Raw genomic sequence first — 14,870 nt, 5'->3', positions numbered from 1 at the left:
CTCAGCCCAGATCCTCTAAACTAAAGACACAACGGCGCGGGGTGGAGCAGCTCGGTAGCTCGCTGGGCTCATAACCCAGAGGTCGCAGGTTCAAATCCTGCCCCCGCTACCACAGAAGGCCCGGACCAACAGGTCCGGGCCTTCGCCTTGTTGTGTGGGGTCTGACCTGCAGTACGGTTTTCGTATGACGCGACCGCGGATGCGGATCGGGGCCGTCACGATCGCGGCGGCGCCGGCTCCGCATGCCCGGGAGTTGGCCGGGTTTTACGAGCGCCTGCTTGGCTGGCGGATCGTCGACGAAGGGCCGAAGGGCGGTTGGGTTCAGCTGCACCCGCCCGAGGGCGAGACGGACGGGACGCTGCTCGGCATCAACATCGAGTCCGACGAGGAGCACGAGCGGCCGGTCTGGCCGAGCAAGCCCGGTGGTCAGAACGCGACGATGCACCTCGACATCGGCGTGGACGACCTCGATGAGGCCGTCGCGTGGGCCGTCGAGGCAGGCGCGACTCTCGCCGAGGACCAGCCGCAGGAGCACGTCCGGGTCATGCTCGACCCGCACGGCAACCCCTTCTGCCTGTGCCGCTAGCCACGAAGGCCCGGACCGGCAGGTCCGGACCTTCGGCGGCACTACTGGGCGTTGGTGATGATGACTTTGAGGGCTTCTTGTTCGGCGGCGTTGGTGAAGGTGTCGTAGGCCTGGTCGAACTGGTCGAAGGTGAAGCGGTGGGTGATGAACTTCTCGGGGGCGATGGCGTGGTTCTTGATGTCTTCGAGGAGTTCGGGGGCGGTGGTCGCGTTGACCAGACCGGTGGTGATGGTGAGGTTGTTGATCCAGTGCCGCTCGATCGGGAACTGCACACTCTCGCCGTGTACGCCGATGTTGGCGACGTGACCGCCGGGGCGGACCGACTCGAGGGCGATGCCGAAGGTTGACGGGAGGCCGACTGCCTCGATGCCGACGTCGACGCCGAGCCCGTCGCGACTGAGCTCGCGCAGCGCCGCCGCGACGTCCTGGCCGGAGCTGACCTCGAGCGTCTCGGTCGCCCCGAAGTCACGCGACTGATCGAGCCGGAACTTGTTGGTGTCGACGGCGATGATGGCCGCGGCGCCGGCGGTGCGAGCAGTCATGATCGCGGCCAGCCCGACCGGTCCGGCGCCGATGACGGCGACGACGTCACCGGTCTTGACGGCGCCGTTGAGGACGCCGATCTCGTAGCCGGTGGGGAGGATGTCGCTCAGCATGGTGCCCTCTTCGGCCGAGACGCCTTCGGGCAGCGGGATCAGGCCGTTGTCGGCGAACGGCACGCGCACGTACTCGGCCTGGGTCCCGTCGATGAGATGCCCGAAGATCCAGCCGATGCCGCCGAGGGTCTTGCAGTGCGAGGGCAGGCCGGCCTTGCAGTAGTCACATGTCCCGCACTTGCTGATGCAGGAGATGATGACGCGGTCGCCGACCTTGACGTTCTTGCACTCCGAGCCGGTCTCGGTGACCACGCCGACTCCCTCGTGGCCGAGGATCCGGCCGTCGGTGACGGCGGGGACGTCGCCCTTGAGGATGTGCAGGTCGGTGCCGCAGATCGTGGTGGCCTCGACCTTCACGATCGCGTCGGTCGGATCCTTGATCGCGGGGTTCGGGACCTCTTCCCATGCCTTCTGGCCAGGCCCGTGGTACACGAGAGCTTTCATCGGTACTCCCTTTCTCATCGGCCACGCGGGTGACTCGATCGGCACCAAGGGCGCGCACCGGTACCTAACGGATCGTCACACCGCAGCAAGGCGGCGCCGATCTCATCTTGAGACGGCTGCGCTGAGCGCTGGACCGGCAGCGCCTCTCAAATCGAGACACCCCGGTGGCTGCGAAGCGGCAAGGATATTCATGTTCGGGATGCACCCGGAAGGAGCTTGCCATGACCACGATCGACGCCGATGCGCACAGCGCCCCAGAGGTACAACTCTCCACTGAAGCCGCGGTCCCGGCAGTGACCGGGGATCCGGCGATGATCGGGCTCCCCAGTTTCATCGTGGGATCCGTCGCGCTGGGTCTCGTGCTGGTTGGCTACGTGTCTGCGGCGGCGGTCGGGGCCTCGCTCCCGATCATCGTCGCGGCGACCGGCCTGGGCCTGGTGATCGCGGCCATCTGGTCGGCGGCGCTCGGGCAGAGCGCGGTGGCCGGAGTGTTCGGCATCTTCGCCGGGTTCTGGTTGAGCTATGCAACGCTCGTACTGGGCCTGACGCACAAGTGGTTCGCCATCGCCGCTGGGGACGCCCTCCATACACAAGGGCTGTACCTGATCTCGTGGCTGGTCGTGATCGGGATGCTGACGCTGGCGACCCTCCGCCTGCCGATGGTCTACACGCTGCTCTTCGCACTCATCGAGATCGCCCTCGTGCTGGTCCTGATCGGCACGCTGCAGCAGTCAGCCGGCACGCTGAAGGTCGCCGGTGTGGTGGTGTTCATCTTCGCCGCGGTGGGCGTGTACCTGTTCTTCAACTCGGCCTCGCAGGCGACCGGCGGCAAAGCGCTTCCGCTCGGGCAGCCGCTTGTTCGTGACTGAGTCTTACCTGGCGGTCAGGCGTAGACCCAAGAGGAAGGCGAGGCCGTTCGGAGTGCCGACGCCGGTGATGGTGTCGTAGCTCTTGGCTGTGACCTGCTCGGTGTCGGGCCCTCGCGAGTCGAAGATGTCGACGGTCGCGCTGTCCGTGCCGTTGGCCGGCGTGTAGGCGGCTCGGTTCTGCTGGGGCATCGCCGCTGTGACCGGCAGGACGTCGTGGAACGCTCGTGTTCCGTACAGGCGGTAGATGAGCGGATTGATGAATCCGAAGCTGGACCGCATGCCCTGCTGAGCGTCGGCCACCAGGCCGGCGATCAGCGGGGCGGCGAGACTGGTCCCTGCATTCACTTGTATCTGGTAGGTCGGGCGGCCGATGTCGTCCAAGGCCGTGTAGCCCGTCAGCATGCCGGTGTCGAGATCGGCGACCGCGGCGATGTCGGGCACTGCTCGGTTGATGCCGATGTCGCTTCACTTGCCTCCGTCAAGCATGGCGGTGCCGTTCGACCAGCCCGTCTCGACCACCCGGTGGTTCCCTGCGCCGAGGCCCAGCGTCGTACCGCCGACTGCTGTCACGAACGGGTCCGAGGCGGTCGTCGTGAGGCCAGGGGTGTCACCGGACGAGAAGTACATGCCGACGCCCTCCGCCACCGCCCGGACGGTGCGACAACAGTCCTGATCAACTTCTCTCCCCGGATGAGCGATCACTCTACGGGGTCGACAGGTTACTTTACGGCGAGTTCTCCGAGCTCCGACCAGTCGTCCTGGGGGAGTTTGAAGTTGACGATGCGCGGCGTCTCGACCAGGTGCGGCGGCAGGTGCTCCTGGGCGGCCTTGAAGTGGGCCGACGTGACGTGGTGGGTGGCGGCATCGTCGTCGGCGAAGGCCTCGACCAGCACGTACTCGTTCGGGTCGTCGAGGGAGCGGGACCAGTCGTACCACAGGCAGCCCGGCTCGGCGCGGGTCGCCGCGGTGAAGTCGGCGGTGATGGACGGCCAGTTGTCGGCGTGCTCAGGCTTTACCCGGAACTTGGCGGTGATGAAGATCATCAGGCTTCCTCCGCTGAATCGATGGGACCGGGACCGATGCTAGCGGCCACGGCGCCGGCGGCGGGTCGCAATCTGAGATGAAATGCGAAAGCCGCTGCCCCCCGGTGAAGGGGGCAGCGGCTCGAGCGGCCCGGGACAGGTGGTCAGGCAGCTTGCGGGACCCGGTTCCTTGCGGCCCAGACGGCCCGCCGGAGCTGCGCCTTGTCCGGGTAGCCGGCGTCGCGGCCGACCGCGTAGACGTCGTGGCTGCGCATCTTGACCATGCCGGCGACGTACCAGACCGGGCTGCCCTCGGCCAGCATGCTGATGATCATGTTCCGGGTGTCGGTGGTGATGTTCATTCTGACCCTCTCCCTTGGTCGCTCTTACTGATACGTCGGACAGGGACAGTCGGATTCGACACCACCACCAGAAAAATCTGCAAAACAAAGCGCCCCGATCAGTGATCGGGGCGCTCGTCCGTGTGGGTCCCGGGGGGAGTGGGACCACCACACGTTGGGGGGGACTTTGACGTTAACTCGACCAAGGGGTCACGCTCGGGAGTTACAGCGCGAAACCTTCGCCGAACGGTACAAGTCCTGCGCTCAGCGGCTCGTTCGTCTGCGGTACAGCCACGTTGCCAGCACGAACGAGAACAGGAACAGACCAGAACACCACACCAGTGCGAGTCGGCCGTTGCCGTTCATCGGTGTGCCGGTCAGCAAGCTGCGGACCGTCTCGATCACCGGTGTGATCGGTTGGTGTTCGCTGACCGGTCGCAGCCACGACGGCATCGTCTGCGGCGGCACGAACGCACTACTCAGGTACGGCAGGAACAGCATGAAGAAGCTGAGAGCGCTGGCCGACTCCACCGACTTGGCGATGACGCCGAGTCCAGCGGCCAGCCAGGACAGTGCGACGACGTACAGCAGCAGTAGACCTATTGCCGCCAGCCAGTCGACCACTCCGCCAGTCGGACGGAACCCCATGGCCAGTGAGGCAAGGATGACGATCGCAGTGGACGTCGCGTTCCGCGCGACACTCGCAACGACGTGGCCGGTGAGTACTGCGAAGCTCCGGATCGGCAGTGAGCGCAGCCGGTCGATCATCCCGGTGGTCATGTCGTCGGCGACCGCCATCGCCGTCGATGCTGCGCCGTACCCGGTGGTGAGCAGCAGGATCCCCGGTACGACGTAGTTCACGTACTCCGTCCCCGTATTGATCGCCCCACCGAAGACGTAGACGAACAGCGCCATCATCAGCAACGGCAGCAGGAGCGAGACGAACAGTGTGTCGACGTTGCGCCGAGCGAGCCGGACGCTCCGGTCGATCATGGTCGCCGCGTCCGAGCAGGCGGCGACAACTCCTTGATGTGACATCAGGAACCTCTCAGGCAGTCAGGGTCAGGAAGACGTCGTCGAGCGTCGGCCGGTGCGACGAGACCCGCTGCGGCTCCAGTCCGTTGTCCCGGAGTACGTCGAGCACGTGGTGCAGGTGTGCCGCCGTACCGTCGGACGGCACGTTCAGCACGAGCTGATCGGCGACTCCCTCCAGTACTCCGGTCGCTTTGAGCAGCTGTACTTCGTCGCTGAACCGGAGCTCGATCCGCTCGCCGCCGATCCGGGCCTTGAGTGCATCCGCCGTGCCGCTCGCGACGATCCGGCCGTGGTCGAGCAGCACGATCCGGTCGGCCAGCCGGTCCGCCTCCTCCAGGTACTGCGTCGTGAGCAGGATCGTCGTACCTTCGCGGACGAGGTCGACGATCGCGTCCCACATCGCCGTACGGCTGGCCGGGTCGAGTCCGGTCGTCGGCTCGTCCAGGAAGATCACCTGCGGCCGCGCGATCAGGCTCATCGCCAGATCGAGCTTGCGCCGCATGCCGCCCGAGTACGTCTTCACGCGCCGGTCCATCGCGTCAGTCAGCCCGAACTGCTCCAGCAGCTCGGCCGTACGACGCTGCGCAACACGCCGGCCCAGATGCATCAGCCGGCCGACCATCACCAGGTTCTCCCGACCGGTCTGGTTCTCGTCGACCGCGGCGTACTGCCCGGTGAGGCTGATCGCCCCGCGGACACGGGCGGGCTCGCGGAGTACGTCGTACCCGGCGATGGTCGCCGCGCCGGAGTCCGGCCGGGTCAGCGTGGTCAGGATGCGCACCGCCGTGGTCTTGCCGGCGCCGTTCGGCCCGAGCAGGGCGAGCACCGACCCTTCCTCGACGCTCAGGTCGACCCCAGCGAGCACGTCGTTCGCGCCGTACGACTTCCGAAGTCCGGTGGCCTCGATGATCATCGTCCCCTCCTTACTGCGTATTTGATACGCTAAATAGCGTAGCATCTACGCAATATCGCGACGCAAGCCCTAAACTGACCCGGTGGAGAACAACGAGCTGCCGGCCGACGTCGCGGCGATGTGGCGGTTGCGGGAGGCCCCGCGGCGCGGGCCGAAGCCGTCGCTGACGCTCGACGACATCGTCCGGGCCGCGATCGAGATCGCCGATGCCGAGGATCTGGCTGCCGTCTCGATGGCCCGCGTCGCCGAGCGGCTCGGCAACTCGACGATGGCGCTCTACCGGCACGTGAAGAGCAAGGACGAGCTGCTCGTGATCATGTCGGACGCCGCGCTCGAGCGTCCGGAACCGATGCCCGAGGGCGTCGACTGGCGCACCGGGCTGACGTTCTGGGCGGACGGCGTACTCACAGCGATCCGGCGGCACACGTGGTACGCGAAGGTCCCGATCTCGGGTCCACCGGCCGGTCCGAACAACCTGGCCTGGTTCGATTCCGCGCTGGGTGTGCTGAAGGACACCGGCCTGCCGGAGGAGGCGAAGGTCGGCGTGGTGATGGGGCTCATCACCTACGTGCAGGGCGAGATCCGGATGGCGTTCGACCTGGCTGCCGGGTACGCGGACAACCCGGATGCTTTTCAGCGGTTCGGCTCGACGTTGCGGCGGGTCGCGGATCCACGCGTCTATCCGGCCGTCGCGCGCACAGTCGAGGCCGGTGTCTTCGACGAGGTCGGCAGCTTCGAGGAGGACAACGAGGCCGACTTCGACTTCGGTCTGCAGCTCTACCTGGACGGTGTCGCCGCGTTCATCGACCGGGTGTGCGGTCAGTCCAGCTGAATGATCGCATCGGCCGCCGATGCGGTCGCCGCGATCAGGTGGGCGTTGCGTTCGTCGGTCCCGTAGGTGCGTTCGTGGGCTTCTTCGGGTGACCTGCCGTAGCGCCGGTGGCGGGCCTCCAGCCGATCGTGGCGCAGTTGCTCGGGCACCTCGACGTACCAGCACTCGTCGAGCAAGGTGCGAACCGTTGCCCATGGCATCTGATCGAAGAGCAGGTAGTTCCCCTCCGTCACGATCAGGCTGACATCCGGCGCGACTCCGATGCTCGCGGCGATCGAATCCTCCAGCTGCCGGTCGAACCGCGGCGCCCAGATCTGCTCGTCGGCCGCCTCCTTCAACCGCCGGAGGAACGCCACGAACCCGTGGCCGTCGAACGTGTGCGGCGCGCCCTTCACCTCCGCCAGCCCGAGCTCCTCCAGCACCGACTGCGCCAGGTGGTACCCGTCCATCGGCAGCAGCGCGACCTTGTGGCCGTCGGCGACCAGCTTCGCCGTGAGCTGCTCGGCGTACGTCGACTTCCCGGCCGCCGGCGCACCCGTGATTCCCAGGATCGACCGCCGGCCACGGGTCGCGAGGCCGACAGCACGGTCATAGGCGGTGGCCGGATCCAAGGTGCGCACCCGACTGATCCTAGGCTGAACCGGTGGCGAGGTTACTCTGCTGACCCGAGGAGGCCAGATGCCAGACAACCCGATTTCCCGGCCACAGCCCATCACGCGCGAGGAGCAGGCGTTCGTCGCGCAGGTCGAAGGCTGGGTTCCCGATGCGCTGCTCGAGGAGGTCGCTCGCGAGTTCGCGCCGGCCGATGTGGTGCCGGAGCAGCTCGCGAGGCGAATGGGTGAGGCCGAGCCCGGCGATCGGTTGCGGACGGCGGTCGAGACCGCGATGAATGGAAGCCGGCATTTCGGTGCGCTTCCGCCGGCCGAACGGTCCGCGGCTGCCGGGCAGGCCAGCCTCGCCGCCGCCCAGGTGATCGATTCCAATCTCACCATCGAACGCCAGGAGCCGACCTCACGGCTCGGCGAAATCGCCGGAAAGGTCGCCGGTAAGGCAGTGGATCGCGCGTTCCGAGGGGCCTACCGAGACGTGGCCAACTTGGCGGCCAACAAGGCATCGGAGCGGTTGAGTGGCGCGTTGAACTGGTCGCGCTTCCACCAGATGCAGGAGGCGCAGCGGCATGCGGCCGTACCGTCGGCCGCCACCGCCGCACCACAGCAGAGACCGACCGACGGCGCCCGGCCGACCGACGGGGCCAGGCCCGCCGGCCGGACCAGCGACAACAACCGCGGCCCCATAGTGCGCTGACTACGCCAGGTACCCGTCCGGGCGGATGAGGATCTCGTCGCCCGGCTGGGCGTGGTAGATCGCGAATGCTTCCGGTGCGGTGATGTCGACGGCATGCGGGTGGTTCGACGCGGTGGTGGGGGAGAAGCGCAGCAGGGTCTCGTGCGGGCCGCGGAAGAGCTCGAACAGCCGGGTCTTGTTGCCGGAGGCATCGACTAGCGGCGCGTCCGGAGCGCGGTCGCCGGACGCGAGCGGACGAGGGTCCGACGGGTCGCGGTACGAGACGTCCAGCTGGCGGGTGTTCTCGCCGCGCTCCATCGCGGACTCGTCGCCCTCGACGTGCTTCTGCATCAGCTCCTCGCTGATCCCGAGCACGCGCATCGCGTTGGTCCGGCGCTCGGTCTCGTACGTCGCCAGCACCTCTTCGCGACCGTCCGCCAATTTCCAGCCGAGGTTGTACGCGTCCTGGACGCCGGTGTTCAGGCCCTGCCCACCGGTCGGCGGGTGCACGTGGGCGGCGTCGCCGGCGATGAAGACCCGGCCGTCGCGGAACTTCGCGGCCAGGCGAACGTTCGGCCGCCACACGGTCGACCAGGTCAGGTCGCGCAGCTTCGCGGTACCGGCGCCGGCGTACTTGTCGACCAGCGCCTGCAGGCCCTCGATCGAGGTGTCGGCGTCGTCCGCGTCGAGCGGTGCGCCGAACTGGAACTGGTCCCCACCCGCGAGCGGAGTCATCGCGATGCCGGCCATCGGGTTGTCCTTGGCCGCGAACCAGTAGCCGAACTCGTGGTCGAGCCCGTCCACGGCGACATCACCGAGCAAAGTACGGATCGACTCGTCGGTGGTGCCTTCGAACGCGATCCCCAGGTGCTTGCGGACGAAGCTCTTGCCGCCGTCCGCGCCGACCAGGTAGTCGACCTCGGCCGTCTCGCCGGTGGACAGTTCGGCGGTCACCGCGGAGTCGGTCTGGGTGAACCCGACGATCGCGGTGTCCAGTTCGACAGTCACGCCGTACTCCGCGAGCTTGTCGCGCAGGATCTTCTCGGTCCGCGACTGGCCGAGCATCCGGGCGTTCGGGTACGGGATGTCCGGGGTGGGGTCGACGGGCTCGGCCATCCGGCGCTCGCCGACCAGTTCGCCGTCCAGGTAGATCTTCATCAGCGGGATCGCGATGCTCTGCGCCAGGACCTGGTCCAGTACGCCGAGGTCCTCGAATACCTCGAGCGTCCGCGGCTGCAGGCCGTCCCCGCGCGATCCGTCGAAGAACTCGGTCGCCTTGTCGATCACGCGGACGTCGATGCCGCGCCGGGCCAGCTCGATTCCGAGGGTCAGCCCGGTCGGTCCGGCACCCGCGATCAGGACGCTCATAGTGTTCTCCTTGACTGAATTGTGGTTCACTGAATTCGGATTCAGTTTGAACCTGACTAAGGTTCGATGTCAAGGAGGTTGTCGTGACGGACACGGTGAGCCGCCGGCAGCGGGCGGCCGGGACCGAGGTGGCGCTGAAGCAGGCCGCGCGCGAAGTCTTCGCCGAGCGCGGCTACCTGAACACGAAGATCACCGACATCACCGCGGCCGCGGGCCGCGCGACGGGGTCGTTCTACAACCACTTCGCGGGGAAGGAAGAGCTGCTCGAGGCACTGCTCAAGGACATGCTGCTGGAAGCGGACGAGGCGATCGTCGACGTCGCCGGGCACGACGCCGACTTCAGCAAGCTGTCAGCGATCCGCTGGCACGTCGAGGCGTTCTGGCGGTTCTACCAGGTGCATCTGCCGGAGATGGTCGCGGTCAAGCAGGCCGCGATGGTGGATCCGGAGCTCGGGCGGCGGCTGCAGCAGATCATGGCCGACGACGACCAGCACATGATCGAGCACTTCGCCCACCTGCCGCATCCGCCCGCCGACCCGCTCGTCGCGATCTCCGCGATGAACGCGCTGATGGAGGGATTCGCCTACACCTGGCTGGTGGTGAACCCGGCGAACGGCCGGACGATCTCCGACGAGACGGCGATCGAGACGCTCACCGGCCTGCTGCATCACGGCCTGGTCGGTTAGTCCTCGGGCGGCGGGGGCTCCTCCGCGCCTTCGCGTTCGTCCCGGGCAGCCCACTCCATCAGGGTCTCGAGCGAGTACACGTTGTCGTCGATCGTGGCGTGCAGGTCGCCCAGCTCGGCGTACCTCGCCGGCACGGTCTGGATCGTGAACTCCTTCGGGTCGACGTCGTCGATCTCGTCCCAGTGGATCGGTGTCGACACCGTGCCTTCGGGGTTGCCGCGGACCGAGTACGCCGCGGCGATCGTGTGGTCGCGTGCATTCTGGTTGAAGTCCACGAACAGCTTCTTCGGGTCGCGGTCCTTGCGCCACCAGGTCGTCGTCACGTCGTCCGGGGCGCGCCGCTCGACCTCACGGGCGAACGCCAGCGCGGCCCGCCGTACGTCGGAGAAGCCGTAGGCCGGCTCGACCCGGACGTAGATGTGGATGCCTTTGCCGCCGGACGTTTTCGGGTAGCCGACCGCGCCGAGCTCGTCGAGCACTTCGTGGACGACGTGCGCGACCCGGCGGACCCGGTCGAAGGGGCAGTCGGGCATCGGGTCGAGGTCGATGCGCCACTCGTCCGGCTTCTCGGTGTCGGCGCGGCGCGAGTTCCACGGGTGGAACTCGACCGTCGACATCTGCACCGCCCACGCCACGTGCGCGATCTCGGTGACGCACAGCTCGTCGGCGGTCCGGTTGTACCGCGGGAACTTGACCCTGACGGTCTCCATCCAGGGCGGCGCCCCGTGCGGCAGCCGCTTCTGGTGGACCTTCTCGCCCGCGACGCCCTCGGGGAACCGGTGCATCATGCACGGGCGCTCCCGGAGCGCGTTGACGATGCCATCGCCGACCGACAGGTAGTACTTGACCAGGTCCAGCTTGGTCTCGCCGCGGGCAGGAAAGTACACGCGGTCCGGATTCGAGATCCGGACCGTCCGCTCGCCAACCTCCAGCTCGATCGCCGGCGACTTCCCCTTGGACTCGGCCATGACGCCAACCTAACCGGCGCCGGGGACAAACGGCATCAGGCGAGGCGCGTGAGCCAGCCGCGGGTGTCCGGGATGCGGCCGTACTGGAGGTCCAGCAGGGTGGAACGGATCTTCGCGGTGACCGGGCCGACGCCGTAGTCGACCGAGTGGTCGCCGATGGTCAGATCGCCGTCGGGCCAGGCGACCCGGCCGATCGGGGTGATGACGGCGGCGGTCCCGGAGGCGAAGACCTCGGTGATCTCGCCCCTGCGTACGCCGTCGCGCCACTCGTCGGCGGAGATGCGGCGCTCCTCGACCGGGTGACCGAGATCGGCCGCGAGCTCGAGCACCGATGCGCGGGTGACACCTTCGAGGATCGAACCGTTCAGCTCGGGCGTCGCGATGCTGCCGTCGGCGTACACGAAGAACATGTTCATGCTGCCGATCTCCTCGAGCCACTTGTGCTCGACCGCGTCGACGAACGCGACCTGCTCACAGCCGTTGGCCACCGCCTCGGCCAGCCCGGCCAGGCTGGATGCGTAGTTGCCACCGCACTTGGCCGCACCCGTCCCGCCTGGAGTCGCGCGGATGGTCGACGTCGTCAGCCAGATGGAGACCGGCTTGGGGCCGGTGTTGAAGTATGGGCCGGCTGGTGACGCGATGACGCCGAACAGCACCTCATGCGACGGCCGGACACTCAGTGCGGCCTCGGTGGCGATCATGTACGGCCGGAGATACAGACTGGTCTCGCTGTCCTCGGCTGACGGCACCCAGGCTTCGTCGACGGTCACCAGCGCGCGCAGAGCCGCGACGAACTCGTCCTCCGGCACCTGCGGCAGGGCCAGCCGCTCTGCGCTGGCAGTGAACCGCGCGGCGTTCCGCTCGGGACGGAAGGCCCACACCGAGCCGTCTGGATGCCGGTACGCCTTGAGCCCCTCGAAGATCTCCTGCGAGTAATGGAAGACAGCAGCCGCCGGACTGAGCTTCAGCGGCGCGTACGCCGTTACACGCGCGTCATGCCAACCCTCGTCGACCGTCCAGTCGGCCACCACCATGTGGTCGGTGAACTCCTGCCCGAACGCAGGCTTCGCCAACACCTCGGCCCGAGCCTCCGCACTGGCCGGATCACTCCGCAACTCGACCGCAAAGTCCCACGCGTCTGTCACCGTCGTTTCAGCTGTCACCCTGGGCACGCTACCCCCGCCCGACGCCGGTCCACGACCCGCCGCCCACAGTGCGGCCACTCGAGTACGGCCGGCGCGCCAGCAGCACCTCCAGATCCCGGACGGCAGCCGGCCCGGGGGCATGTGCGCGGGCAGCGGCCACCACCCGCGTCGCATCGCCGTACAGACAGAAGGTGTGCCACTCGTCAGGCAGCTCGACCAGCACGCGCAGAGCGAGCGCAACACCCGCGGCGGCGTCTCCGTCGACCACCAGGCACTCCGCCAGCGCCATCTCCACACCGGCTCGCTCACCGAGCCAGTCCGGCGGACACAGCTCCAGCGCCCGCGCCAGCAGGACGCATCCGGCAGCGGCGTACCCGAGGCGCGCGCAGACTCGTCCTTCGGCACTGTGCACCTCGAACGGCGCCCAGTCACCGAGTGGACCGGGCGACGTGCTTGCCGAGGGCAACGCATCGGCCGCGCCGATCAGCTCCTGCAACGCGTGATGGGCCTCCTGCTGTCGACCGAGCTCCGCCAGGACCTGCGCCCGGGCGGCGTGCGCCGGCACCACGCAACCTCCGCGCGCCTGTCGCCCGAGCGCCAGCGCCTCCTCGGCTGTGGTCAGCAGTTGCGCCAGTGGTCGTCGCTCGGCCACCCCGCTCAGTGCCTCCCGGGCTCGCACTGCACTCTGCACCGACACGTCGGCCGAGCTGTCCGCGGTCGCCCGGGCCGCCAACCACCATCGCCCGGCCGCCTGTGAGTCGCCGAAGCCGGCCAGTATCCGAGCGGTGAGCACGCTCAGCTGAGCCGCCTCGGCGGCCGCGTCGATCGAGCCGCGTGCCTGCACGAGCTGGAGCTGTGTCACCAGCTCCGGCAGCAGGCGAGCCGGTGGAACGCTCCGGAAGTCTCCGAGGTCGGCCGGCGCATCGATGCGGCCGAAGGTGGTGATCACCTCACACCACGCCGCCGCCAACGGATCGGCCACCTGCAACGGATGGGTCGCCGGCCGACGTGCGGGGACGGACCGGCCCTTCTGCTCGAAGGTGGTGGTCAACTGGCCGCCAGTGCCCAGTTCGCGGTCGCACAGGCGGGCCAGGTCGGCTGAGCCCGGTCGTTGGCCGCGTTCCACCTGCGACACGTAGCTGTGGTCGTAGCCGACCCGTGTTGCCAGTTGGCGCAGGCTCAAGCCGGCCGCCTGCCTGCACTGCCTCAACTGCGCGCCGAACGCTGCCTCAACCACAGGATCACCCCGCTCACTGTCGTGTCGATGACAGTACAAGCCCTCGCCGACAAAACCCTTCTAGGTAAGGGCATATGGGCTGTGGGCTGTTCTCACAGCCCACAGACCACACCTGTTGTGCGCAGTGCGTGCTGGGCGATTCTGCAGAGGTGAACACGATGCAGCGACAGGCTCGTCTCTTCCGTCTGGTCCGCCACGCCGACCCCTCCGGCGTCCACGGGACCGGCACGCTCGCAGAGGGCGTGGAGTGGTCCGACGGCACCGTCGCCCTCCGCTGGCGCGGCCCCTGGTCCAGTACGTCGACCTGGGACTGCATCGGCTCCGTCCTGGCGGTGCACGGGACCGGCGGCCGCACCCAGGTCCACTGGCTCCCCGGTGCGACCGCCGTGAGCAGGACAGCCACCCGTCGGCCGGCCGGCCGCGTGCCCCCGGTGTGGCTGCCGGCGCCGGGGGTCGACGGCCTCTGCTCCCGCTGCGGCCGGCCGTGGCCATGCCTCAGCTGTGGCCCGTGACCTGAGCGGGTGAGACAACGCTGTCAGGGATTACTTGATTCGGTTTAGTGTGAGGGAGTTTGGGCTGAGTCGTGAGGGGCGTGAGGTGGTGGTGCCGGTGGCGGATGGCGCGGCTGTGGATCCGCTGGATGAGCTGGATGTGCAGTTGGCCCGGTTGCGGACTGTGGCCGACGACCTGAGGGGGCGCCGGGGGAAGCCGGTTCTCGACGGGAACCAGATCGAGCTGATCGAGGACGGGCTGACGTTGCTGCGGGCGTACGAGGAGCTGCAGAAGGGATCTCGGCGCGAGGTGCGGGTGCTGGATCGGCCGCCGTACGTGACGCCGCCGTCGACGCAGCAGAAGCTCGAGCTGGACCGGCTGGCGGACGGGATCGAGTACCGGGCGATCTATGGGACCGAGGTGTTCGAGTCCGAGGACATCATGGGCGTGCTACCGGAGTTGCAGGCGGCCGGTGAAGTCAGCCGGGTGCTGGCGCAGGTGCCGATGAAGATGGCCGTGGGCGACGACGACACCGCGTTGATCGGGCTCACCAAGCGGGCGCCGGCCGAGTCGAATCTGCTGATCCGTTCGTCGGGGCTGCTGGACGGGCTGATCGCGACGTTCGAGATGTTGTGGGCGCTGGCGATCCCGATGCCCGCGTTGCTCGCGAGCGGTGAGGTGCCGGCACTGACTGAGCCGGACCGGGACATCCTGTTGCTGCTGGCCGGTGGGGCGACCGACGACATGATCAGCCGGCGGTTGCGGATCAGTCCGCGGACGACCCAGCGCCGGGTCCGCGCGCTGATGGATGCCCTCGGCGCGCAGACCCGGTTCCAGGCGGGCGTTCAGGCCGCCCGCCGCCGCTGGATCTAGTGTCCTGAGTCGGAAGTTCGACGGCGCTTTCGGCGCCCAGGCACGCACCTCACGGCACGTGCCCAGCGCCCACGATGCTCCGCATCGAGGCCACTGACCACGCACCGCGATGCACGCAC

19 protein-coding genes and 1 tRNA gene are annotated in these 14,870 nt (G+C 68.1%); 8 read left to right on the top strand and 12 right to left on the bottom strand.

Annotated features, from left to right (window positions below; translation table 11 throughout):
• The first annotated feature begins 35 nt into the window (after positions 1-35).
• A tRNA-Met gene (locus OHA18_RS04635) sits at positions 36-112 on the top strand.
• A 72-nt stretch (positions 113-184) separates the two neighbouring features.
• Positions 185-586 carry a VOC family protein gene (locus tag OHA18_RS04630; RefSeq protein ID WP_329002382.1) on the top strand — a complete coding sequence of 134 codons (402 nt, stop codon included), beginning with the start codon at positions 185-187 and terminating at the stop codon, positions 584-586.
• A 41-nt stretch (positions 587-627) separates the two neighbouring features.
• On the opposite strand, the gene OHA18_RS04625 is transcribed toward OHA18_RS04630, so the two are convergent.
• Positions 628-1,686: a zinc-dependent alcohol dehydrogenase family protein gene (locus tag OHA18_RS04625; RefSeq protein ID WP_329002381.1), complete on the bottom strand. Its 1,059-nt coding sequence runs from the start codon at positions 1,684-1,686 to the stop codon at positions 628-630.
• A 221-nt stretch (positions 1,687-1,907) separates the two neighbouring features.
• Here OHA18_RS04625 and OHA18_RS04620 point away from each other — a divergent pair, with 221 nt between their 5' ends.
• The gene (locus OHA18_RS04620; protein WP_329002379.1) at positions 1,908-2,555 is read left to right on the top strand and encodes a GPR1/FUN34/YaaH family transporter; all 648 of its coding nucleotides are present in this window, start codon (positions 1,908-1,910) and stop codon (positions 2,553-2,555) included.
• Positions 2,556-2,558: 3 nt separating this feature from the next.
• Here OHA18_RS04620 and OHA18_RS04615 read toward each other — a convergent pair whose 3' ends face one another.
• From OHA18_RS04615 to OHA18_RS04590, 6 genes are all read right to left on the bottom strand, one after another.
• Entirely contained in the window at positions 2,559-2,996 is a 438-nt protein-coding gene (locus tag OHA18_RS04615) for a hypothetical protein (RefSeq protein WP_329002377.1), read from the bottom strand.
• A 24-nt stretch (positions 2,997-3,020) separates the two neighbouring features.
• On the bottom strand, positions 3,021-3,200 hold the full coding sequence (locus tag OHA18_RS04610) for a hypothetical protein (RefSeq protein WP_329002375.1): 180 nt from the start codon (positions 3,198-3,200) through the stop codon (positions 3,021-3,023).
• Positions 3,201-3,274: 74 nt separating this feature from the next.
• Positions 3,275-3,598, bottom strand: a complete 324-nt coding sequence (locus OHA18_RS04605; protein ID WP_327637053.1) for a putative quinol monooxygenase — start codon at positions 3,596-3,598, stop codon at positions 3,275-3,277.
• A gap of 143 nt (positions 3,599-3,741) precedes the next feature.
• Complete coding sequence (locus OHA18_RS04600) at positions 3,742-3,939, bottom strand: hypothetical protein (protein ID WP_329002374.1); 198 nt, start codon at positions 3,937-3,939, stop codon at positions 3,742-3,744.
• A 243-nt stretch (positions 3,940-4,182) separates the two neighbouring features.
• Positions 4,183-4,956 (bottom strand): ABC transporter permease, encoded by a 774-nt coding sequence (locus OHA18_RS04595; protein WP_329002373.1) that lies wholly within the window; start codon positions 4,954-4,956, stop codon positions 4,183-4,185.
• Between the two features lie 10 nt (positions 4,957-4,966).
• Positions 4,967-5,866, bottom strand: a complete 900-nt coding sequence (locus OHA18_RS04590; protein ID WP_329002372.1) for an ATP-binding cassette domain-containing protein — start codon at positions 5,864-5,866, stop codon at positions 4,967-4,969.
• An 82-nt stretch (positions 5,867-5,948) separates the two neighbouring features.
• Here OHA18_RS04590 and OHA18_RS04585 point away from each other — a divergent pair, with 82 nt between their 5' ends.
• Positions 5,949-6,698, top strand: coding sequence for a TetR/AcrR family transcriptional regulator (locus OHA18_RS04585; protein ID WP_329002371.1), 750 nt, complete (start codon positions 5,949-5,951; stop codon positions 6,696-6,698).
• Here the strand turns inward: OHA18_RS04585 and OHA18_RS04580 are convergent.
• Complete coding sequence (locus OHA18_RS04580) at positions 6,686-7,318, bottom strand: nucleoside/nucleotide kinase family protein (RefSeq protein WP_329002370.1); 633 nt, start codon at positions 7,316-7,318, stop codon at positions 6,686-6,688. The genes OHA18_RS04585 and OHA18_RS04580 overlap by 13 nt on opposite strands.
• Before the next feature lie 58 nt (positions 7,319-7,376).
• Between OHA18_RS04580 and OHA18_RS04575 the strand changes: the two genes are divergently transcribed.
• Positions 7,377-8,003, top strand: coding sequence for a hypothetical protein (locus tag OHA18_RS04575; protein ID WP_329002368.1), 627 nt, complete (start codon positions 7,377-7,379; stop codon positions 8,001-8,003).
• On the opposite strand, the gene OHA18_RS04570 is transcribed toward OHA18_RS04575, so the two are convergent.
• On the bottom strand, positions 8,004-9,350 hold the full coding sequence (locus OHA18_RS04570) for an FAD-dependent monooxygenase (protein WP_329002367.1): 1,347 nt from the start codon (positions 9,348-9,350) through the stop codon (positions 8,004-8,006).
• 83 nt (positions 9,351-9,433) lie between these two features.
• On the opposite strand from OHA18_RS04570, the gene OHA18_RS04565 reads away from it, so the two are divergent.
• On the top strand, positions 9,434-10,036 hold the full coding sequence (locus OHA18_RS04565; protein WP_329002365.1) for a TetR/AcrR family transcriptional regulator: 603 nt from the start codon (positions 9,434-9,436) through the stop codon (positions 10,034-10,036).
• On the opposite strand, the gene ligD is transcribed toward OHA18_RS04565, so the two are convergent.
• From ligD to OHA18_RS04550, 3 genes are read right to left on the bottom strand one after another with little or no spacing between them, the layout of a single operon-like run.
• On the bottom strand, positions 10,033-11,004 hold the full coding sequence (ligD, locus tag OHA18_RS04560; RefSeq protein WP_329002364.1) for a non-homologous end-joining DNA ligase: 972 nt from the start codon (positions 11,002-11,004) through the stop codon (positions 10,033-10,035). The genes OHA18_RS04565 and ligD overlap by 4 nt on opposite strands.
• 35 nt (positions 11,005-11,039) lie before the next feature.
• Positions 11,040-12,176, bottom strand: a complete 1,137-nt coding sequence (locus OHA18_RS04555) for a branched-chain amino acid aminotransferase (protein ID WP_442914371.1) — start codon at positions 12,174-12,176, stop codon at positions 11,040-11,042.
• Position 12,177: 1 nt separating this feature from the next.
• Positions 12,178-13,386: a helix-turn-helix domain-containing protein gene (locus OHA18_RS04550; protein ID WP_329002362.1), complete on the bottom strand. Its 1,209-nt coding sequence runs from the start codon at positions 13,384-13,386 to the stop codon at positions 12,178-12,180.
• Between the two features lie 158 nt (positions 13,387-13,544).
• Here OHA18_RS04550 and OHA18_RS04545 point away from each other — a divergent pair, with 158 nt between their 5' ends.
• Together OHA18_RS04545 and OHA18_RS04540 are read left to right on the top strand one after the other, a co-directional pair.
• Complete coding sequence (locus OHA18_RS04545) at positions 13,545-13,898, top strand: hypothetical protein (protein WP_329002361.1); 354 nt, start codon at positions 13,545-13,547, stop codon at positions 13,896-13,898.
• Between the two features lie 97 nt (positions 13,899-13,995).
• Entirely contained in the window at positions 13,996-14,751 is a 756-nt protein-coding gene (locus OHA18_RS04540; protein WP_329002360.1) for a helix-turn-helix transcriptional regulator, read from the top strand.
• Positions 14,752-14,870 lie beyond the last annotated feature (119 nt).

The organism is Kribbella sp. NBC_00709 (assembly GCF_036226565.1).
Lineage (GTDB): Bacteria > Actinomycetota > Actinomycetes > Propionibacteriales > Kribbellaceae > Kribbella.
This window is presented reverse-complemented; position numbering and strand designations above follow the sequence as displayed.